Genomic DNA, 20,212 nt, shown 5'->3' on the forward strand with positions numbered 1-20,212 from the left:
GTTTCCACGTAAACATGAAGACCACTTCGCCGCCGGCTCCTTGCCTTCGTGCAAGAGGCGAACGTGAACACCGATGGGTCCCGTGCCGTCAGGTACTCGAAGGGTGCGGCACCCCCAGCCCGTTGCAATTTTTCACCGCCACTTCGTGGCCGTGCTTCTAGAGGCCGGCGATGAAGAGGATCGCGATGTTGAGCGCGAACGCAAGCGCCCAGACCGTGCTGCGCGCGGTGCCGAAGCCACGGATGTAGAGCGCGATGTAGACGATGCGCAGGAGCACGTAGGCCGCGGCCAGCATGTCGAGCCGCGCCTGCGCCGCGCCGAGCTGGTGCGCAATCACCACCGCGCCGATGAAAAAGGGAAGGCCCTCGAAGCTGTTGTTCTGTGCGGCGAGCGCGCGAGCGCGCCAGCCGGCCTGGCGCTCCATCCAGTTTCGCGGCGCCTGGTTGTCGCGCAGCCTGAAGCTGCCGATCTTCGCGATGTAGGCCGCGAGATAGGGCAGGAGCGCCGCGACCAGCACGCACCAGTAGGCCAGCGTCAATGGGGGCAGGCGCATGGTCATCGTCGATCGACCAGCGCGTGCGCGATGGTGCCGAGGTCCACGTACTCGAGCTCGCTGCCGGCCGGCACGCCGCGCGCGAGCCGCGTCACGGTGAGGCCGCGCTGACGCAGCGCCTCGCCGATGACGTGCGCGGTGGCCTCGCCTTCGGCAGTGAAGTTGGTGGCGAGGATGACCTCGCTCACCGTGCCGTCGAGCGCGCGATCGAACAGCTTCGACAGGCCGATGTCCTTGGGGCCGATGCCGTCGAGCGGGCTCAGCTTGCCCATCAGCACGAAGTAGTAGCCGCGGAATGCGCCGGTGCGCTCCAGGGCAGCCTGGTCTGCAGGCGTCTCGACCACGCACAGCTTGGTGGCGTCACGACGCGCGTCGAGGCAGACGCTGCACACCGGCGCCTCGGTGAAGGTGTTGCAGCGCTCGCAATGCCGCACCTGCGCGGCGGCCTCCTGCAAGGAGCGCGCCATCCGCTGCATGGCCTCGCGGTCGTGCTGCAGCAGGTGGAAGGCCATGCGCGAGGCCGACTTGACGCCGACGCCAGGCAGGCGGCGCAAGGCCTCGATCAGGGCATCGAGCGCGCTGGAATCCGCCATGCGGAAACCTAGAAGGGGAGCTTCATGCCAGGCGGCAGGCCAGGCATGCCCGCGGTCAGCTTGCCCATCTTCTGCTCGCTGGTCTCCTCGGCCTTGCGCACCGCGGCGTTGAAGGCGGCGGCCACCAGGTCTTCCAGCATGTCCTTGTCGTCGGCCAGCAGGCTGGGATCGATGGTGATGCGCTTGACGTCGTGCTTGCAGGTCATCACGACCTTCACCAGGCCGGCGCCGGATTCACCCTCGACCTCGATGGTCGCCAGCTCTTCCTGCGCCTTCTTGAGGTTGTCCTGCATCGCCTGCGCCTGCTTCATGAGGCCGGCAAGTTGTCCTTTGTTGAACATCGTTGGTCCTGTCGTCGTTGGATGGATAAAAAATGGATCAGGCAGGCCGCAGCGTACCCGGCACGATCCTGGCGTCCCAGTCGCGCATCATGGACTGCACTTCGGGGTCGTTGCGAATCGCTTCCTCGGCCTCGCGCTGGCGCGCGTCGGCCGCCTGCTTGTTGCGGCGCGCCGGGCTGTCGGTCACGACGCCGATCTCGATGGCGAGCTTCACGCCATGGCCCAGGGTTGCCAGCGCCACCTGCAGTTTGTCACGGCTGCCCGCCTGGTTGAGCGACTCGCGCTCGACGCGCAGCAGCCACTGGTCGACGTCGCGCGCCACGAGCTGCGATTGCAGCGCGAGCTCGCGGGCCAGCGCGTTGATCGCCTCGGCCGCCACCAGCTGAGTGACGGTCGCATACCAGAAGTCGCCCTCCTCGCTGGGTTCGATGGGCGCCGGAGCGCTCTCGCGGGCGAGGTCGCGCGCGCCGGGCGGCGGCTGCACACGCACCTGCATGGCCAGCACGTGGGCAGCCGAGGGGGTCGCTTCGGGCGCAGTTTGGGCGACCGCCGGGCGGCCCTCCTCGCGCACCGGCAGGCGGTGGCCGGGCGGCGCGGCACGCGTTGCGCCGGAAGCGGCAGGGACCGCAGATGCGGCAGATGCGGTGGGTGTTGCCTGAGCCGCCGCGCCAGGCGGGGCTGCCACGACCGCGGGCCGAGGCGCCTGCACGCGCTCCGCCACGGCCGCGGGGGCTTCATTCAGAGTTTTTTTTTCCACGCCGGCCGCAGCCGCGGGCTTGAAGGCCAGCAGGCGCAGAAGCACCATGGTGAGCGCCGCGTACTCGTCGGGCGCCAGGCCTAGTTCGCCGCGGCCGTGGAGGCACAGGCTGTAGAGGAGCTGCGTCTCGTCGGCCGGCATCGCGGCCGCGAGGCGCGCGGTCTCGGCTGTATCGGGGTCGCTCGTATCGCCGGGCTCTGCGCGCGAGGGCACCGCCTGCAACACGGCCATGGCCTGGAGCACGGCCGTCATTTCCTCGAGCGTCGAGGCTGCCGACAAGCCGTCGCGGCGCAGCCCCTCGGCGGTCTCGACCACCGTCTTGCCGTCGCCCTGCGCCAGCGCCTCGATCAGGCGGAACACGTGGCCGCGGTCCACGCTGCCCAGCATCTGGCGCACGCCGCCTTCCGTCAGCTCGCCGTTGCCGAAGGCAATGGCCTGGTCGGTCAGCGACAGCGCATCGCGCATCGAGCCGCGGGCCGCGCGCGCGATCAGCCGCAGCGCATGCGGCTCGGCCGGCACGGTCTCGGTCTGCAGCACACGGGTGAGGTGCTCGAGCACCGTCTCTGGCGCCATCGGGCGCAGGTTGAACTGCAGGCAGCGCGACAGCACCGTCACAGGCACCTTCTGCGGATCGGTGGTGGCTAGCACGAACTTGAGGTATTCCGGCGGTTCCTCGAGCGTCTTCAGCATCGCGTTGAAGGCATGGCCGGTGAGCATGTGCACCTCGTCGATCATGAAGACCTTGAAGCGCCCCTGCACCGGCTTGTAGACCGCCTGCTCCAGCAGGGCCTGGACCTCGTCCACGCCGCGGTTCGAGGCCGCGTCCAGCTCGGTGTAGTCGACGAAGCGGCCCGAATCGATGTCCTTGCAGGCCTGGCAGACGCCGCAGGGCGCGGCGGTGATGCCGCCCTGCCCGTCGGGCCCCTGGCAGTTGAGCGACTTGGCCAGGATGCGCGAAACGGTGGTCTTGCCCACGCCGCGCGTGCCGGTGAAGAGATAGGCATGGTGCAGCCGCTGGGACGTGAGCGCGTTCTCGAGCGCCTGCACCACATGCTCCTGGCCCACCATCTCGCTGAAGGTCCTGGGGCGGTGCTTGCGAGCGAGAACGAGATAGGCCATCGGCGCATTTTAGGTTGCGCCCAAGACGCCGCTCCGATGTCTTCCGACTAGCTATAGGCCTTTTTACTTATAGATTTTCACCATTTCCCTCCTAGCATGGCGTTGGCTTCCGAGGAGACCGACATGCCCACTGCGCACCCCCGAACCGCGCGCGCGCCCGCGGCCGGCAAAGCCAAAGCCCAGCCGGCCGGCGCGCGTCGCTACTGCATGCAGCCCGTGCAGGCGCCGCGGCAATTCGACAACAGCGTCTCCGCCGGCCGCGCCGCCGCCATCCTGGCCGCGAGCAGGAAATGGGTGAACGGCACGCAGCTGAACTACTACTGCTACAAGCGCGGCGACGGCGTGCCGGCTGCCTGGCAGGGCAACAACGCGGATACGGCGGTGGTCGAGGAGGCCTTCGAGGGGTGGGCCAAGCTGGGCATCGGGATCGGCTTCCGCCGCGTCGAGGCGCCCGAGGATGCGATCGTTCGCATCGGCTTCGACCCGCAGGACGGCTCATGGTCCTACGTGGGCCGCGATGTGCTCAGCGTGCGCGACCCGCTGCAGCGGACGATGAATTTCGGCTGGCCGCTCAACACCGACTACGGCCGCGACACCGCGCTCCACGAGATCGGCCACACATTGGGCCTCGAGCACGAGCACCAGAACCCCCACGCCGGCATCACCTGGAACCGGCAGGCGGTGCTCGACTACTTCTCGGGTCCGCCCAACCATTGGCAGGAGCCGCAGATCGAGTGGAACATCCTGCGCAAGATCCCGGCCTCGGAGGTCAAGGGCACGACCTGGGACCCGGACTCGGTGATGGAGTACCACTTCGAGCCCGGGCTCATCGACGCGCCGGCGCAGTACCGGGAAGGGCTGGTACCCAAGGGCGGGCTCTCCTACGCCGACAAGGCCTGGGTGGTGGAGTCCTACCCCGGCGTGCGGGCGCCGGCGCTCGGCTCGCTCAAGGTCGGGTTGTCGCAGCTGCTCAAGATCAAGGCCGGCGAGACCCGCAATTTCGAGTTCGTGCCGCCGCGCACGCGGACCTACAACATCGGTACTTTCGGTACCTCGGACACGGTGCTGGTGCTGTTCGAGGTGACGCCCGCCGGCAATGTGCAGATCGCGGGCAGCGACGACAGCGGCAGCGACCTCAACGCCCGCGTGAGTGTGCGCCTGCAGAAGGGCCGCCACTACCTGGTGGGCATCCGCCTCTACTACGCCGACGCGGCCTTCGAGACATCGCTGATGGCCTGGTGAGCCGGGGGGCTTCGGGCCGTCGCCTACAATCGCAGCTGACGGGCCTCCCCGCATGGTGAAGTGGCCAACCGGGTCAGGTGGGGAACCAAGCAGCCCTAACTGCGTAGCCAGTGCCGGGGGTAAGGCTCGTCAACCTCACATCAAAAAAGCCGCGTCCTGGAACGCGGCTTTTTTCTGGCAGCAATCGCTTCAGGTCGCGGCCTCGGAGCGCTCCAGCTTGGCCAGCAGCGTGTGCGCCAAGGCGACCGTCTTGTGCTCCATGTTGGCGACGTGATAGCAACCCAGCGCCCGCCCCTCGTAGCTGATGGCCGCCACCGGAAAGTGGTGGCCGAGCGCGGTCGCCGCGTCGTGCAGGCATTCCGCGATCGACCGCAGGCCCTGGCGCACGTAGCGCTCGTCGGCGTTGCCGGTGCTCACGCTGTAGTTGAAATACCTGTCTCGGATCTTCTTGATGTCGACGTGCGGATGCATAGATGGTGGGCCCCCTCGGGGCAGCCCGCGATTGTCTGCGTCCTCGCAAACAAATGCACTTCAGCCAGAAGTATGCAATTTCATGATTCGGGATCGCCGCGGCCCAGCCGCCGCAGGACGCCCCGCGCTGCGACCACGCCGCTGGCCATGGAGGCGGTCAGCAGATAGCCGCCGGTCGGCGCCTCCCAGTCGAGCATCTCGCCGGCGCAGAACACGCCCGGCATCGCCGTGCTCATCAGATGGGCGTCGAGCGCCTCGAAGCGCACACCGCCGGCGCTGCTGATCGCCTCGTCGATCGGCCGCGGCGCGACCAGCCGCAGCGGCAGCGCCTTGATGGTCTGGGCCAGCTTCTCGGGCACATGCATCTCCTCGCGCGTGAGCACCTCGTGCAGCACCGCCGTCTTGATGCCGTCGAGGCCGAGCCGGCTTTTCAGGTGGCTGGCCACCGAGCGCGCCCCGCGCGGGTGCAGCACGGCAGCGCGCACCTGCTCGGCGCTGCGGTCCGGCAGCAGGTCGAGCCACAGCGTAGCGCTGCCCTTCGCGGCGATCTCGTCGCGCAGCAGCGAGGACGCCGCATAGACCAGGCTGCCTTCGATGCCGGTCGCGGTCGCGACGAACTCGCCCTTGCGCGCGAAGCGGCGGTCCCGGGCATCGGTGAAGGAGAGCGCCACCGACTTGAAGGGCATGCCGGCGAAGCGCTCGGCGAAGTACGGCGTCCAGCCGATGTCGAAGCCGCAGTTGGCCGGCGCCAGCGGCGCCACCTCCACGCCGTGCGCAGCCAGCCAGGGGACCCAGGCACCGTCGGAGCCCAGCCGCGGCCAGCTGGCGCCGCCCAGCGCCAGCACGGTGGCCTCGGGCCTCAGCGCCAGCTCGCCGGCCGGCGTGGCGAAGCGCAGCTCATCCGGCATCGCGCCCGCATCGGACCAGCCGAGCCAGCGATGGCGCATGTGGAAACTCACGCCGCGCTCGCGCAGCCGATGCATCCAGGCGCGCAACAGCGGTGCTGCCTTCATGTCAGTGGGAAACACGCGGCCCGAGCTGCCGACGAAAGTCTGGATGCCGAGGCCGTGGACCCATTCGCGCAGCGCTTCGGGCCCGAAGGCTTGCAGCAGCGGCTCGATCTGCGATCGGCGCTCGCCGAAGCGGCTGGCAAAGCGCTCCAAGGGCTCCGAATGCGTGAGGTTCAGGCCGCCGCGACCCGCCAGCAGGAACTTGCGCCCGACGGAGGGCATGGCGTCGTAGACATGCACGGCCAGGCCTTGCGCGCTCAGCACCTCGGCGGCCATCAGTCCGGCCGGGCCCCCGCCGACGACGGCGATCTTCACGTCACCGTCGCTCATTCGAGCCCCACCAGTTCGCCCTGCCCCGTGAGGAAGGCCGCGCGCACGGTCTCGCCGGGGCAGGCCTCCTGCACGGCTTCGCGATACCGCCGCATCTGCGCGATCAGCACCGTATCGTGCTCCGGACGTGCGGCCGACTTGTAGTCGAGCACCCACCAGACGCCGCTCGCGCGATGCTGTACCAGCCGATCGATGCGCAGCACCTCGCCGCCGTGCACCAGCGTGACTTCGTTGCCGTGCCAGGCCAGCGCTTCGGCATCCCAGGCCCAGGCGCCCATCCCTTCACGGATGCGCTGCGCCATCGCGGCAGCGATCCCGGCCGTGGCGGAGTCCAGCCCGAACTCGCGGCCGGCGGCGCGCACGTGGGCCGGTTCCGGGGGCGCGCCCGGCTGAGCCCATTCGAGCAGGCGGTGCATCGCCTGGCCCAGGGCCGAGGCGCGCGAGTCGGCGCTCCTCGGCGGGACGCGCGCTGCCATGCGCGCAAGGCCGGGCGGCACCGGCAGCTGGAGCATGCCGAAGACTTCGGGTGCCGGCGACGCGCCGGCCTCCAGCGCGCCGGCGGTGGTCAACGCCGTGTCGATCGGCTCGCAGCGCGCTTCGAGGCGCGCCCACCAGCTGCGGCCGTCGGGCCGCGCGGCGGGCACCGCCGACAGCACCAGCTCGCCGCGCGCGCGGGTGGTCGCCACGTAAAGCGCGTTGATTTCCTCGCGGTGCCGCGCGGCCTGCTCCTCGGCCAGGTCACCGATGGTGCAGGCCGGCGGATTCTTCTCGCTGGCCACGAACACGAAGCGCTCGGGCGCCGCGGCCTGGCCCGGCCACTTGACAAGCACGCCCATGGTCTGCGCGCGCTGCGCGGAGGCGTCGGTGTCCAGCATCAGCACCAAGTCGGCCTCCAGGCCCTTGGCGCCGTGCACGGTCAGCAACTGCACGGCATCGGCCGCAGCGACCGAGGGCGCGCGGATGCCGCCGCGGCGCAGCGCTCGCACGAATCCGTAGGGGGTGGCGAAGCGCGCCCCGTCGAGCTCGAGCGAAGCGGCCATCAGTCCGCGCAGATTGCCGAGCACGCCGGCCCGCAGCGCCGCGGGCGCGGCGGCCGCGAAGCGGCCGAGCACGTCGGCCTCGTGATAAATCGCGCTCAGTGCGTCGTGCGGCGGCCAATCGGCCAGCCAGCGTTGCCATTGCCGCAGCCGCGGCCCGATGCCCGCGAGCGGCGCAGTCAGGTCCGGTGCCCGGAGCAGCTCGAACCAGCTCGCGCCGTGCTCGCGCTTGCGCAGCGCCAGGCTCACCAGGGCATCGTCGTCGAGGCCGAAGAGCGGGGAGCGCAGCGCGCGCGCCAGCGAGAGGTCGTGGTCGGGCGAGACCAGCGCATCGAGCAGCGCCACCATGTCCTGCACCTCGGGCGCGTCGTGCAGCTCGTTCTTTTCGGGCTGCTGGACCGCGATGTGCAGCTTGCGCAGCTCGTCCTGCAGCACGGTGAGCCGGCTGCGGCGGCGCGCCAGCACCATGATGCGGCTGGGCTGGAGGCCCTCCGCGATGCGCCCGGCGATCCAGCGCGCGGCCTGCTCGCATTCCTTCTGCAGCAGCTTTTCCTCGGGCAGCACGCGCGGCGTCGCCAGGCTGTCGCGCCAGAGCAGCATGCCCTCGTCGTCCGTCGCGCGGCCCTCTTCCTTCGGCGCGATCGCATCGCGCGGGATCGGCGGCAGCTTGCGCACCCGGCCCAGCGCGCGCGATTCGGTGGTGTGGTCCCGGAATCCGCTGAACTCGCCGGCGCGCTGCGCATCGCCCATGGCGGCATTGACCAGGCCCACCACCGCCTGCGCGTTGCGATGGGTGTGGTCGCAGTTGAGCAGGTCGCCGTCGAGGCCTTCCTTGACGAACTGCTTGGCCGCGATGAACACCTGCGGCTCGGCGCGCCGGAAGCGGTAGATGCTCTGCTTCGGATCGCCCACGATGAACACGCCCGGCCGCCGCCCGCCCGCACCCGCGTAGCTGCCCAGCCAGCCGTGCAGCGCCTGCCATTGCAGCGGATTGGTGTCCTGGAACTCGTCGATGAGCAGATGCCGCACGCGCGCATCGAGCCGCTCCTGCACCCAGCCCCACAGCTCCGAATTGCCGAGCAGAAGGTGCGCGGCCTGCTCGACGTCGTTCATGTCGACCCAGCCGTGCGTCGCCTTGACCTCGGCGAAGCAACGGATCAACAGGCGGGTCAGCCGCGCCATGCGCTGCTGGTAGAGCCAGGCGGCGTGCTGGGCCTGCGCCTCGCAGTACTGCTGCACATACTGCTGCGCAGCGCGCACGTCCTCCACGCCGGCGAGCTTGTCGCTGAACTTGCGCGGCTCGCCCTTTTGGGTGAGCAGCGCGTCGAGCACACCGGCTACGCGCCCCTTGGCCACGGCGTGCTCCAGCTTCACACCCTTCTGCGAGAAGGTCGGCGCACTGGCGCGGCCCAGCGCGCGCGCCGCGGCGAGCAAGGCGGCGCGGGAGGCCGGATCGTGCAGCAGCCGGTCCTCGGGCGTCTCGGCACCCGCGAAAGCCGGGTAGAGCTCGCCCATGGGGACCACGGCATCGTCGACGGTGCCGTGGGCATCGGCGAGCACGAACTCGACGCGTCGCGTCAGCGCCTCGTCCAGCGCCTTGGCGGTCTGGGACCGGCCGTAGTCCGCGACCAGCGCGCGGTAGTTGGCGGCGGCCTCGGGATCGTCCGCCACGGCCGCGAAGAAGGGGCGCCAGACCCGCACGCGCGCCTCGGCGTCGTCCTCGAGCAACTGGTAGTTGGCCGGCAGCCCCAGGCGCTCGAGCACCGCCACGGGCGCGCTGCGCAGCAGGCCGGCGAACCAGGCGTGGAAGGTGCGAAACTGGACCGGCCGGCCGCCGGCGAGCAGCTCGCGGTAGAGCCCCTGGAGCCGCGGCGCACGGGCCTCGGCGGATGCGCGGTCCATGCCGCGCATCACGAGCTCGGGCACCAGCGCCTCCACGGACTGCGCCGCGAAGGCTTCCAGCCACTGGTCGAGCCGCTCGCGCATCTCGCCGGCGGCCTTCTTGGTGAAGGTAATTGCGAGGATCTCGTGCGGCGCGCAGGCGCCCTCGCCTTCTTCCAGCAGGGCACGCAGGATGCGCGAGACCAGCATCCAGGTTTTGCCCGCGCCCGCGCAGGCCTCCACCGCCACCGAGCGGCGCGGGTCGCAGGCGATGGCGTAGAAGCGCTCGCGCGGGACGGCGGCGCCGTTGTGTTCGTAGGCCGCGGCTTTCGGTGCCGCTGATGGCGCAGCCGCAGCCGCAACCGGGGCCGAGGCAGGTGGCGCAGCGGGCACGGCGGCTGCAGCGGGCGGCGAGGGCTCGTCGTTCCAGAAGTCCTTGCGGCATAACCCGCGTGCGCCGCAGTGCTCGCAGACCTGCCCCTCGCCCAGCGCAGGCAGCGCAGCGCCGCGCCCGATGCGCGCGAGATCGTCCATGACGCCGGCCACCAGGGCGTCGCGCGCGGCGATCACATCGGTCTGCTCGACGGTGCGCGTGCCGGAGGCCTTCTCACCGACGTTGACGTAAGCCGCGCGCAAGCCGTCGTCCGGGAAGAGCGCCGCGTAGAAGGCGAGCTGGGTGTCCTCTGTCGGGTCCTTGACGCGATCGCGGGTCTTGTCGACCGACTCGGTCTTGTAGTCGATCACGAACGCGCGCCCGTCGGCGGTGGCGTCGACGCGGTCCAGCCTGCCGACCAGCTTCACGCTGCCCAGCGACAGTTCCTTCCACGGCTCGGACTCGATGAACACGGCACCTTCGTCCTGCTCGTGCGTGGCGAGCCAGGCGAGGTAGCCGTCGCGCACCGCAGGCCAGGCCGCCGCGAAGGGCAGGAACTCGGCCTGCGAGAGGCCGAACTCGCGCGTGGCCGCCTGCTCGGCCGTTGCCATCAGGGCGAGCCGCGCGTCCAACTCTGCATCGGGCGTCTGCTTCAGCGCCTCATGGAAATGGCCCAGCACCGCGTGCAGCCAGTTGCCGAAATCGCGCTTGTCGACCTCCGCGTCGAGCTCGTCGCTGCTGCGCAGGCCGAGCTGGCGCATCGCGAAGAAGCGATAGGGGCAGCGGCGCAGGTCCTCGTAGGCCGTGGAAGACAGCGTCGCGGGCAGCAGCGCGTCGCCGTGCGGCTGCGGTCGCAGCGTGGGCTGCGCGGCCATCTGGACCGCGATCCGCGGGTCCGCGGCCGCAGCCGCGGCGTGCTCCAGCTGCAGCATCTGCAGCAAGGCGCTCGGGCGCACGGGCTCGCCGCTGGCATCGAAGCCGCGCCACAGCAGGTCGCAGTGTGGCGAGCGCAGGGCAACGCCCCAAGCGGCGCGCTGGGCTGCTTCCAGCGCCTCGCGCGCAGGCAATGCAAGGGCGAGGCGCTGCGCCGGCGTCCAGTCGCCGGGCGGCTCGGGCGATGCGGGCAGGCGCTGGTCGTCGCAGCCCGGCAGCACGACGGCGCCGAAGGCCCGGCCCAGCATCTGGTGCAGCGGCAGCACCACGACCCGCGGCTGTTCCTCGTCGGCGGGCAGGCGCACGCTCGCGGCCTCGAGCACGTCGCGCACCCATGCGCTGAATTCCACGAGGGTGCAGCGGGTGCCGCGGATCTCGGTGTCGGCGTCGAGGTAGAGCGCGGCGATCAGCTCGGCACCGACCACGTCCTCGCGCAGCAGGGGCCACTGGCCGCCGGCCTCGAGCAGCGCGCGCGTGGCTTCGAGCCACTCGCTCAACGGTCTGGCACGGGCCAGGGTCATGCGCAGCGCCTCGATGTCGTTCGTGAAGGCCACCAGGTCCTGGTCGCGCGGGTGTTCGCTGGACGCAACGAAGGAACACCAGCCGCGCCAGTCGCGCATGCCGCGCTCGCGCAGGCGCGCCTCCAGCGCGCGGATGGCGCGGCCATCGAGGGCCGCGGCGCTCTTGAGCCAGTCCAGCACCTGGTCGCTCGAGGCATCGTGGGCGCAGGCGCGCAGGGCGCTCATCAGCGTGGCGGCGGCGCGCGTCGTGGAAAGCTTCCAGCCGGTCTCGTCCTGCGGCTGCACACCGTGGGCGCTCAGCTGGGCGCTGATGCGGCGCGTCAGCGCGCGGTCAGTGGCCACCAGCGCCACGGGAGCGCGGCCCTCGGCGAGGTGGCGCAGCACGCAGGCGGCGGCGCGCTGCGCCTCGTCCTCGGGGTCGTCGCAGGGATGCAGGTCCGCGACGCAGCCAGGCGCGGAGTGCGTCGCCAGCGGCAGGCGCAGCGCGCGTTCGCCGAACAGGGCCGCGAGCTTGTTGGCCAGCGGATCGCTCTGCAGGCCTTCGAGCACGATCATCTGGTCGACGCGGGCCAGCACGCCATCTGCAAGCAACACGTCGGTCGCATAGCCGGAACTGGCGGCCCACGCCAGCGCGATGCCGTTGAGCGCGCTCTCGGTGTCGAACCACTCGGAGCCGCGGCCTGCCATGAGGGCATCGCGCACGCGCCGGGCCCAGCCCTCGCGATCCTCCGGCAGCTCGGCTGCAGCCAACGGCGCGAGCTGCGAGGCGATCTCGACCAGCCGGCCGGCGAGCGCGCTGCGAGCGGCACCGAGGCCGGCGCGGGCGAGCAGCGACTGCGCGGTGAGAAGGTCGCGCGCCATGTCGAAGGCGATGTCGTCGCCGCCCGGCACGAAGCCGCCAATGCTGCGCGCCCAGTTGCGCGTGGTCTCGAAGCGCGGCGCGAAGCCCGGGGCGCCGCAGCCGGCCCACATGGCGCGGGCCACTTGCATCAACTGCGCGTACGGCACCAGCACCACGGTGCGCGCGGGGTGCAGCCCGCGCTCGGCCAGCAGGCGCGAGATGCGGGCGACCAGGCCCTCGGCCGGGTCGCACCAAAGGGCATGCGCGGGGTGGCGCTCGGAAGAGTTCATCGGGGGTTCTAGTAGGGCTTTGGCTATCGGGGCCATAGCGTGCGCGCCGACCACGGCATCACTTGGTTTCTGTCACAATGGCCCGCACTTTAGCTGCACCATCATCCAGCCCAGAAGGACCCATCCCATGGCCAGCGAACTCATCAAACATATCTCCGATTCTTCTTTCGAGGCTGACGTCCTCAAGTCCGGCAAGCCTGTGCTCGTGGACTACTGGGCCGAATGGTGCGGTCCCTGCAAGATGATCGCCCCCATCCTGGACGAAGTCTCCAGCACCTACGAAGGCAAGCTGCAGGTCGCCAAGATGAACGTCGACGAGAACCGCGACATCCCCGCCAAGTTCGGCATTCGCGGGATCCCGACGTTGATGCTGTTCAAGGACGGCCAACTGGCGGCGACCAAAGTCGGCGCGATGAGCAAGGCCCAGCTCACGGCCTTCATCGACCAGCAACTCGCCTGAGCCCCCCCTGGGCTGCCGGCGTGCAAGGCGCTGGCAGCCCTTGTCGTTTTTCCTGTCATAATCTTCGCAGTTCACCGGCCCTTCTTTCTGGCAGCCGGTTCGAGTTCCCCGGTTTGTGAGGCCTCCTCGCCTCTCCTCAAACCTCCCCCCTGGTTCTTTCCGACAGTTTCCCCGCGAGGGGTCGTTCCATGCACTTAAACGAACTCAAGGCACTCCACGTGTCTGAAGTCTTCAAGCAGGCTGAAGCCCTGGAGATCGAGAACACCGGCCGCATGCGCAAGCAGGAGCTGATGTTCGCGATCATCAAGAAGCGGGCCAAGGCCGGCGAGCAGGTCTTCGCCGACGGCGTGCTCGAGATCCTGCCGGACGGCTTCGGCTTCCTGCGCAGCCCGGACACCAGCTTCACCGCCAGCACCGACGACATCTACATCAGTCCCAGCCAGGTGCGGCGCTTCAACCTCCACACCGGCGACCTGATCGAGGGCGAGGTGCGCATCCCCAAGGACGGCGAGCGCTACTTTGCGCTGACCAAGCTGGACAAGGTCAACGGCGGCGCGCCCGAGGCGAACAAGCACAAGGTGATGTTCGAGAATCTCACGCCGCTGTTTCCCAAGGAGCTGATGCGCCTGGAGCGCGACAACTTCAAGGGCGAGGAAAACATCACCGGCCGCATCATCGACATCATCGCGCCCATCGGCAAAGGCCAGCGCGCGCTGCTGGTGGCGCCGCCCAAGAGCGGCAAGACGGTGATGATGCAGCACATGGCGCACGCGATCAGCGCCAACTATCCCGAGGTCCACATGATGGTGCTGCTCGTCGACGAGCGGCCCGAGGAAGTGACGGAGATGCAGCGCACGGTCAAGGGCGAGGTCATCGCCTCGACCTTCGACGAGCCTGCCGCACGCCACGTGCACGTGGCCGAGATGGTGATCGAGCGCGCCAAGCGCCTGGTCGAGCTCAAGAAGGACGTTGTGATCCTGCTGGACTCGATCACCCGCCTCGCCCGCGCGTACAACAACGTCGTGCCCTCCTCGGGCAAGGTGCTGACGGGCGGCGTCGACTCCAACGCGCTGCAGCGCCCCAAGCGCTTTCTTGGCGCGGCGCGCAACGTGGAGGAAGGCGGCTCGCTGACCATCATCGGCACTGCGCTGATCGACACCGGCAGCCGGATGGACGAAGTGATCTTCGAGGAGTTCAAGGGCACCGGCAACTCCGAGATCCACCTGGACCGCCGCCTCTACGAGAAGCGCGTGTTCCCCTCGATCCAGCTCAACCGCAGCGGCACCCGCCGCGAGGAATTGCTGCTGCCCCCCGAAATCCTGCAGAAGACCCGCATCCTGCGCCAGCTCATGTACAACATGGACGAGATCGAGGCGATGGAGCTCATGCTGAAGAACATGAGAGCCACGAAGACCAATGTCGAGTTCTTCGACATGATGCGCAGGGGCGGTTAAGGCTCCCCAAAAGGGATCAGCGGCCCGGAAGTGCGCGGCCTTCGGCAGCGCTTTGGCGGCCGAGGTCCAGGAGTTCCATGAGTTCGACGGCCTGCTCCGGCGGAACGGGGTTCCTGCCCTTGCCGAGGATCGCATCGCGCACCGCAGCGTAGTAGGCCATGTAGTTGCCCGCGAGCGTCGGCACATTCCTCCGCCGGGATTGGCCGTCGTCGGATGGCAAGGTCAGTTCGCCATCCATGTCGTCGGCGCCCCACCCTTCGCCACCCGGCTTTCCACCGGCCCGCAGGGCGTCCTCCTGCGGATCGACGCCGCGCTTGACGTAGCTGCCGCGCGTGCCGTGCACGAGGTAGCGCGCAGCGGCATGGGCCGCCAGCGTGGTCGCGTGCAACACCACCCGCAGCGGCGCATGCGTGCCGCTCTCGTAGCGCAGCACGGCGTGAAAGTAGTCCTCGACGAGCGCCCCGTCCCGCAGGCAGGCGGTGTCGAGCTGCAGCGTATCCGGCCGCCCGTAGAGCTGCACCGTCTGGTCGAGCAGATGCGAGCCGAGGTCCACCCAGAGGCCGGCCCCCGGCACCGGCTGCTCGCGCCAGCGCTCGCGCACCTGGGGGCGGAACCGGTCGAAGTGCGATTCGAAATAGACCGGCCGGCCCAGTTCTCCACTGGAGAGCAGCGCCTTCAGCGTCAGGAAGTCCGAATCGAAGCGGCGGTTCTGGTAGACCGACAGCAGCCGGCCCTGCCGCTGCGCCAGCGCCATGAGTTCCCGCGCCTCGGCCGCATCGAGGGTGAAAGGCTTGTCGACCACCACATGCTTGCCCGCGACCAGCGCGGCCTTGGCCACGGGATGGTGCTGCGCATTGGGCGTCGCCACCACGACCAGGTCGATGTCGGAACGCCCCAGCAGCGCCGCCACGTCGGGCACCACGTCGACGTCGGGCCATTCCTCATGGACCTTGTGCGGCCGCGAACTGGCCACTGCCGCCAGTCGAAGCCCCGGCACGGCCGAGAGCACGGGTGCATGGAACGTCTGGCCGGCGAATCCGAAGCCGACCAGACCGGCACGCAAGGGACGTGAATTCATGGCTGGAAATGGCGCTGGCGCCCAAAAGGACCAGTATGCGATAATCGAGGGCTCCGCGAAAAGTGCAGCCCGGCGCCGTGCCGGCGGAACGCATCTTCAGAAGGCGTTCGAACTTGTGGCTCTCGCATCGACCAAAGGAAAAAATCATGGCTAAAGAAGGCATCCACCCGAACTATCGCGAGGTCCTGTTCGTCGACCTGTCGAACGGCTTCAAGTTCGTCACCCGTTCCTGCGTGAACACCAAGGAAATGGGCAAGACCGACGACGGCCGCGAGCTGCCGCTCTTCAAGCTCGACACCTCGAGCGAGTCGCACCCCTTCTACACCGGCACGCAGAAGTCGGTGGACAACATGGGCGGTCGTGTCGAGAAGTTCCGCAACCGTTTCGGCAAGACCGGCGCTGCTGCCTCCAAGTAAGGCAGGCGCTTCCGAGTCGAGGGCAGCCCGGTTTACCGCGCTGCCCTTTTTCTTTTGTTCCTCCTCTACCCAGACGCCTCCCCGTTGAACCAGCCGACGCCAGCGATCGTTGCCCAGAGCGCCGTGCGCCACCTGCCGCGCATGGCCCTGATCCTGCTGTGCGCGGCCTACCTGATGCCCGGCCTGGTGGGGCGTGGCCCCTGGAAGAGCGCGGACATCGTCTCCTTCGGCTACATGGCCGAGCTGGCGCGCAGCACCGAAGGCCTGGCCCGCTGGCTTGATCCAATGCTGCTGGGCCTCAGGCCCGAGACGCCGGCGTTGATCCCATACTGGATCGGCGCCTGGGCGATCAAGATCGCCCCCGCCTGGGTGCACCCCGACCTCGCGGTCCGCATCGCTTTCGCGCTACTGCTCTGGGGCACCTTCACGGCCACCTGGTACGCGGTGTACTACCTCGCGCGCACCACGCAGGCACAGCCGGTCGCCTTCGCCTTCGGCGGCGAGGCGCGTCCCACCGACTACGCCCGCGCCATCGCCGACGGCGCGCTGCTGGCACTGATCGCCTGCCTGGGCCTGGCCCAGCTGGGGCATGAGACCACCCCGGCTCTGGCCCAGCTCTTCTTCACCTCGCAGCTGTTCTACGGCGTCGTAGCCCTTCCCTACCGGCGCGTCGGCCCGATCGTCGCCCTGGTGGTCGGCGCGGCCGGCATGACGCTGAGCGGGGGCCCCACGGTCGGGCTGGCGCTGGGCATTGGCTGCGTGATCTTCCTCGCCCTCGACCGCCGGCGCGGGGCCAGGGAGGAAGCATCCGACGACGAGCCCACCTATTCAGCCGGCGCCATCGGCACGATCTTCGGCGCAACGCTGCTGGCCGGGCTGCTGGCCGCCTGGCTCGGCCTGCTGCAGTGGAAGATCGAGCTGCCCGGCAGCCAGCCCGGCACCCGCCTCTGGAGCGAGCTGCGCAGCCAGGCCAAGCTTCTACTGTGGTTCACCTGGCCGGCCTGGCCGCTCGCGGTGTGGACCCTCTGGCGCTGGCGCCGGCAGCTGACGGCACGCCACGTCGCGCTACCCCTGTGGTTCGCCCTGGTGCCACTGGCTGCCACCTGGACCACCAGTTTTTCCGAGCGCTCGCTGCTGCTCGCCCTGCCGGCCTTCGCGACCCTGGCGGCCTTCGCCCTGCCGACCTTCAGGCGCAGCGTCGCCGCGCTGATCGACTGGTTCACGCTGCTTTTCTTCAGCGTCTGGGCCATCGTCTTCTGGGTGATCTGGGTCGCGATGCAGACCGGCTTCCCGGCGAAGACGGCTGCCAACGTGGCAAAGCTGGCACCCGGCTTCGTCCCGCACTTCTCCGCCACCGCATTTGTGTTCGCCATTGCTGCCACGCTCGCATGGGCCTGGCTGGTGCGCTGGCGCACCGGCCGCCACCGCGCCGCGCTGTGGAAGACCCTGGTGCTGCCGGCCGGCGGCGCGGCCCTGTGCTGGATGCTGGTGATGACGCTGTGGTTGCCGGTGCTGGACTACGCCCGCAGCTACGCACCGCAGGTGCGCGCCATCACCGAGCGGGTTGGCCAGCCGAGCTGCATGTCCGAGCTGGCGCTGGGCCGGCCCCATATCGCAGCCCTGCGCCACCACGGTCAGTTCAACCTGCAGCCGCTGCTGGGCGGCCCGAGCTGCCCCTGGCTGATCGTGAGCCCGGATGCGATCGGGCGCCTGCACACGCTGGTCAACCTCGAGAGCTGGCGTCTCATCGGCACCCTGCGCCGGCCCACCAGTCCCAGCGACGACCTGCTGCTCTACCAAAGAACCGCGCCTTGATCAGCGAACGGCGAGTCATTGCGCGCCACGCTGCGACGGTTCTGGCCGGCCAATTGGCCGTGATGGCCTTCGGCGTGACCGACACCATCGTCGCCGGCCGCTATGCCGAGGGCGCGCTGGCAGCGCTGTCAGTGGGCTCGGCCATCTTCGTCAGCGTCTACGTCTCGCTGCTGGGAGTGCTGCAGGCGCTGCTGCCGGTCTGGGCCGAACTGCACGGCGCGCAGCGCGCGGCGGAAGTCGGCCGCTCCGTGCGCCAGGCGCTCTACCTGTGCGCCTTCGCGATCGCCCTGGGCATGGCGATCCTGCTCTTCCCCACACCGCTGCTGCGCTGGGCCCAGGTGCCGCAGGCCATGCGCGCCGACGTGGAAGCCTATCTGCAGGTGTTGGCCTTCGCGCTGGCCCCGGCGCTGCTGTTCCGGGTGTTCAGCACGCTCAACCAGAGCCTCGGCCAGCCGCAGCTCGTGACCTGGTTGCAGCTGGCCTCGCTGGCGCCGAAGCTGGCCCTGTCGATCTGGTTCACCTTCGGCGGCGCCGGCCTGCCCGCCATGGGCCTGGTGGGCTGCGCTTGGGCCACGCTGGCGGTCAACTGGACGATGCTCGCCTGCGCGGCCTGGCTGCTGCGCAGCCAGCCCGTCTACCGCGACTACCGCATCTGGCACCGCATCGAGCCGCCCGACTGGCGCCATCTCGGCCAGTTCGCCCGGCTCGGCATCCCCGCCGGCCTCGCCGTGCTGGTGGAGGTCACCTCTTTCACGCTGATGGCGTTGTTCATCGCACGCCTGGGCACCGCCGCCTCGGCGGCCCACCAGATCGCATCGAACCTCACGGCCGTCGCGTACATGGTGCCCCTGTCGATCGCCATCGCGACCAGCGCGCGCGTGAGCTTCTGGCTCGGGGCCGGCGACGCCGCATTGGCGCGGCGCGCCTGTGTCCGCGGCTTCCAGCTGGCCGTTCTGGGCGCCCTCCTGTTTGCCGCCGCCATGGCGCTGCTGCGCTGGCGCCTGGCCGCCGTCTACTCCGCCAATCCCGCGGTGGTGGCGGTGGGCGCCACGCTGCTGCTGGCGACCGCCGCCTACCACCTGGCAGACGCCGTGCAGACGCTGTGCGTCTTCGTGCTGCGCTGCTACCGTGTCACGGTGATGCCGCTGGTGCTGTACTGCACGCTGCTCTGGGGCGTCGGGCTGGGCGGCAGCTACGTGCTGGCCTATCGCGGCATCGGCCCCTGGCCGGCGATGCAGTCGCCGCTGGCCTTCTGGCTCATGAGCGCACTGGCGCTGGCGCTGGCGGCGGCGCTGCTGCTGGAGCTGCTGTGGTCGACGCTCAGGCGACAGCGCTGACGGCAGCAGCCTGTCGCAGGCGCGTGACGGGGAACAGCAGCGCAAAGCGCGAGCCCTTGCCCACCACGCTCTCGATGCGCAGTTCGGCGCCGTGGCGCTGCGCGACGTGCTTCACGATCGCCAGGCCCAGGCCGGTACCGCCGGTCTCCCGCGAGCGGCTGCGATCGATGCGGTAGAAGCGCTCGGTGAGGCGCGGGATGTGCTCGGCCGCGATGCCCGGGCCGCTGTCGCGCACCGCGTACTCGCCACGGCCATCTGGCAGGAGCCGCCAGCTCACCGCCACCTCGCCGCCGCCGGGTGTGTAGCGGATGGCATTGCTCAGCAGGTTGGACATGGCGCTCTGCAGCTCCGTGGCCGCGCCGGCGATCTCGGAGTCGGCTTCCAGCACGAAGCTCAGCTTGTGCCCCTGCGAGCTCAGCCGGTTCGAGAGGCCGCGGCCCTCGTCCTCGCACTGCGCCATCAGCGCCCGCACGCGGGTCCAGCGGTTGGAAGGCGGCGCCGCACCGCCTTCCAGGCGCGACAGCGTCAACAGGTCATTGACCAGCGTCTCCATGCGGTGCGACTGCTGGCCCATGAGCGCCAGGTAGCGCGACCGCTCCTCCGCGTCCAGCGGCAGGTTCTGCAGGGTCTCGACGAAGCCGGCGAGTACCGTGAGCGGGGTGCGGATCTCGTGCGAAACATTGGCGACGAAGTCGCGCCGCATCGCCTCGGCCTGCTCCAGGGAGGTGATGTCGCGCGTCAGCAGCATGCGGCGGTTGCCGGCGTACGGGTGCACCTGCACCGACAGCCGCACCGGATGACCACGATGGGCGTGGAGCTGCGAGGGTGCGTCGATTACCACGTCGCGGCTGTAGTTCCAGGAAGCCAGGTAGGCGACAAAGGCAGGGTCGCGCACCAGGTTCGAGAGATGCTGCAGCAGGTCGCGCTCTGCATCGATGCCGAACTGGCCGGCCGCCGTCTGGTTGCACCACTCGATGCGGCCCTGCTCGTCGAGCAGCACCACACCGTTGGGCGAGGCCTGAATGGCGGCCAGGAACTCCTGCAACCGGTCCTCGGCCTGCCGGGTCTGCTGCTCGCGCGTGCGCAGCAGCTTGCGAATGCGCTCGGCTATCTCACCCCAGACGCCCGGACCGCGCGATGGCAGGCCGCTGGCGTCGTTGCGCAGCACGTACAGCAGCCGTTGGGCTCGCCAGGCATCCAGCCCGAGCCACAGCACCGCGCCCAGCCATGCGCCCAGCCACAGATAGCGAAGCCCAGCCAATACCGCGAGGACGGCGGCCCCGAGGAAGGACGCTGTGATGAAAGTTGCAATACGAAACGGCATGCCCACCCATTGTGCCGCCGGGTGCTCGCCGGCGAG

General features: G+C 69.7%; 15 protein-coding genes, 1 other RNA gene and 1 pseudogene. 7 read left to right on the forward strand and 10 right to left on the reverse strand.

The features are described 5' to 3' along the window. Positions 1-157: 157 nt before the first annotated feature. The 4 genes from E5P3_RS19155 to dnaX are packed head-to-tail and all read right to left on the reverse strand — an operon-like array spanning position 158 to position 3,363. Positions 158-553 carry an MAPEG family protein gene (locus tag E5P3_RS19155; RefSeq protein WP_162589755.1) on the reverse strand — a complete coding sequence of 132 codons (396 nt, stop codon included), beginning with the start codon at positions 551-553 and terminating at the stop codon, positions 158-160. A gap of 2 nt (positions 554-555) precedes the next feature. Continuing rightward, positions 556-1,146, reverse strand: a complete 591-nt coding sequence (gene recR / locus E5P3_RS19160) for a recombination mediator RecR (RefSeq protein WP_162575475.1) — start codon at positions 1,144-1,146, stop codon at positions 556-558. Positions 1,147-1,154: 8 nt separating this feature from the next. Next, on the reverse strand, positions 1,155-1,487 hold the full coding sequence (locus E5P3_RS19165; protein ID WP_012747441.1) for a YbaB/EbfC family nucleoid-associated protein: 333 nt from the start codon (positions 1,485-1,487) through the stop codon (positions 1,155-1,157). A gap of 37 nt (positions 1,488-1,524) precedes the next feature. Further along, entirely contained in the window at positions 1,525-3,363 is a 1,839-nt protein-coding gene (dnaX, locus tag E5P3_RS19170; RefSeq protein WP_162587419.1) for a DNA polymerase III subunit gamma/tau, read from the reverse strand. A gap of 123 nt (positions 3,364-3,486) precedes the next feature. Here dnaX and E5P3_RS19175 point away from each other — a divergent pair, with 123 nt between their 5' ends. Both E5P3_RS19175 and ffs read left to right on the forward strand, forming a co-directional pair. Further along, on the forward strand, positions 3,487-4,605 hold the full coding sequence (locus E5P3_RS19175) for a M12 family metallopeptidase (protein ID WP_162587420.1): 1,119 nt from the start codon (positions 3,487-3,489) through the stop codon (positions 4,603-4,605). A 37-nt stretch (positions 4,606-4,642) separates the two neighbouring features. Further along, positions 4,643-4,739, forward strand: an RNA gene (gene ffs, locus E5P3_RS19180) — signal recognition particle sRNA small type. Between the two features lie 55 nt (positions 4,740-4,794). Here the strand turns inward: ffs and E5P3_RS19185 are convergent. The 4 genes and pseudogenes from E5P3_RS19185 to E5P3_RS36335 all read right to left on the reverse strand — a co-directional run. Continuing rightward, positions 4,795-5,076 carry a hypothetical protein gene (locus E5P3_RS19185; protein ID WP_162587421.1) on the reverse strand — a complete coding sequence of 94 codons (282 nt, stop codon included), beginning with the start codon at positions 5,074-5,076 and terminating at the stop codon, positions 4,795-4,797. An 80-nt stretch (positions 5,077-5,156) separates the two neighbouring features. Continuing rightward, the gene (locus tag E5P3_RS19190) at positions 5,157-6,416 is read right to left on the reverse strand and encodes a TIGR03862 family flavoprotein (RefSeq protein WP_162587422.1); all 1,260 of its coding nucleotides are present in this window, start codon (positions 6,414-6,416) and stop codon (positions 5,157-5,159) included. Further along, a complete protein-coding gene (locus tag E5P3_RS19195) occupies positions 6,413-9,607 on the reverse strand; it encodes a UvrD-helicase domain-containing protein (protein ID WP_232073477.1) in 3,195 nt (1,064 codons plus the stop codon). The genes E5P3_RS19190 and E5P3_RS19195 overlap by 4 nt, the downstream gene beginning before the upstream one ends. 177 nt (positions 9,608-9,784) lie before the next feature. Continuing rightward, positions 9,785-12,328, reverse strand: a pseudogene (locus E5P3_RS36335) (PD-(D/E)XK nuclease family protein); the annotation flags it as partial. 91 nt (positions 12,329-12,419) lie between these two features. Between E5P3_RS36335 and trxA the strand changes: the two are divergent. Both trxA and rho read left to right on the forward strand, forming a co-directional pair. Next, the gene (trxA, locus tag E5P3_RS19200; protein ID WP_068686060.1) at positions 12,420-12,752 is read left to right on the forward strand and encodes a thioredoxin TrxA; all 333 of its coding nucleotides are present in this window, start codon (positions 12,420-12,422) and stop codon (positions 12,750-12,752) included. A 188-nt stretch (positions 12,753-12,940) separates the two neighbouring features. Next, positions 12,941-14,206 (forward strand): transcription termination factor Rho, encoded by a 1,266-nt coding sequence (gene rho, locus E5P3_RS19205; RefSeq protein WP_068686058.1) that lies wholly within the window; start codon positions 12,941-12,943, stop codon positions 14,204-14,206. A gap of 16 nt (positions 14,207-14,222) precedes the next feature. Here rho and E5P3_RS19210 read toward each other — a convergent pair whose 3' ends face one another. Then, positions 14,223-15,284 carry an oxidoreductase gene (locus E5P3_RS19210; RefSeq protein ID WP_162587423.1) on the reverse strand — a complete coding sequence of 354 codons (1,062 nt, stop codon included), beginning with the start codon at positions 15,282-15,284 and terminating at the stop codon, positions 14,223-14,225. A gap of 146 nt (positions 15,285-15,430) precedes the next feature. Here E5P3_RS19210 and E5P3_RS19215 point away from each other — a divergent pair, with 146 nt between their 5' ends. From E5P3_RS19215 to E5P3_RS19225, 3 genes are all read left to right on the forward strand, one after another. Beyond that, positions 15,431-15,700, forward strand: coding sequence for a type B 50S ribosomal protein L31 (locus E5P3_RS19215; RefSeq protein ID WP_162587424.1), 270 nt, complete (start codon positions 15,431-15,433; stop codon positions 15,698-15,700). Positions 15,701-15,784: 84 nt separating this feature from the next. Then, a complete protein-coding gene (locus E5P3_RS19220; protein ID WP_162587425.1) occupies positions 15,785-17,515 on the forward strand; it encodes a hypothetical protein in 1,731 nt (576 codons plus the stop codon). Further along, the gene (locus E5P3_RS19225) at positions 17,515-18,852 is read left to right on the forward strand and encodes an MATE family efflux transporter (RefSeq protein WP_443083289.1); all 1,338 of its coding nucleotides are present in this window, start codon (positions 17,515-17,517) and stop codon (positions 18,850-18,852) included. The genes E5P3_RS19220 and E5P3_RS19225 overlap by 1 nt, the downstream gene beginning before the upstream one ends. Here the strand turns inward: E5P3_RS19225 and phoR are convergent. Beyond that, a complete protein-coding gene (gene phoR, locus E5P3_RS19230) occupies positions 18,836-20,176 on the reverse strand; it encodes a phosphate regulon sensor histidine kinase PhoR (RefSeq protein WP_162587427.1) in 1,341 nt (446 codons plus the stop codon). The genes E5P3_RS19225 and phoR overlap by 17 nt on opposite strands. Positions 20,177-20,212 lie beyond the last annotated feature (36 nt).

Origin of the sequence: Variovorax sp. RA8 (genome assembly GCF_901827175.1) — a bacterium.
Taxonomy (GTDB): Bacteria; Pseudomonadota; Gammaproteobacteria; order Burkholderiales; family Burkholderiaceae_C; genus Variovorax.

Coding starts and splice junctions, on each gene's coding strand:
- rho (WP_068686058.1), top strand. CDS start 12,941: ATGCACTTAAACGAACTCAAGGCACTCCACGTGTCTGAAGTCTTCAAG.
- dnaX (WP_162587419.1), bottom strand. CDS start 3,363: ATGGCCTATCTCGTTCTCGCTCGCAAGCACCGCCCCAGGACCTTCAGC.
- trxA (WP_068686060.1), top strand. CDS start 12,420: ATGGCCAGCGAACTCATCAAACATATCTCCGATTCTTCTTTCGAGGCT.
- phoR (WP_162587427.1), bottom strand. CDS start 20,176: ATGCCGTTTCGTATTGCAACTTTCATCACAGCGTCCTTCCTCGGGGCC.
- E5P3_RS19215 (WP_162587424.1), top strand. CDS start 15,431: ATGGCTAAAGAAGGCATCCACCCGAACTATCGCGAGGTCCTGTTCGTC.
- E5P3_RS19165 (WP_012747441.1), bottom strand. CDS start 1,487: ATGTTCAACAAAGGACAACTTGCCGGCCTCATGAAGCAGGCGCAGGCG.
- E5P3_RS19190 (WP_162587422.1), bottom strand. CDS start 6,416: ATGAGCGACGGTGACGTGAAGATCGCCGTCGTCGGCGGGGGCCCGGCC.
- E5P3_RS19175 (WP_162587420.1), top strand. CDS start 3,487: ATGCCCACTGCGCACCCCCGAACCGCGCGCGCGCCCGCGGCCGGCAAA.
- recR (WP_162575475.1), bottom strand. CDS start 1,146: ATGGCGGATTCCAGCGCGCTCGATGCCCTGATCGAGGCCTTGCGCCGC.
- E5P3_RS19210 (WP_162587423.1), bottom strand. CDS start 15,284: ATGAATTCACGTCCCTTGCGTGCCGGTCTGGTCGGCTTCGGATTCGCC.
- E5P3_RS19155 (WP_162589755.1), bottom strand. CDS start 553: ATGCGCCTGCCCCCATTGACGCTGGCCTACTGGTGCGTGCTGGTCGCG.
- E5P3_RS19185 (WP_162587421.1), bottom strand. CDS start 5,076: ATGCATCCGCACGTCGACATCAAGAAGATCCGAGACAGGTATTTCAAC.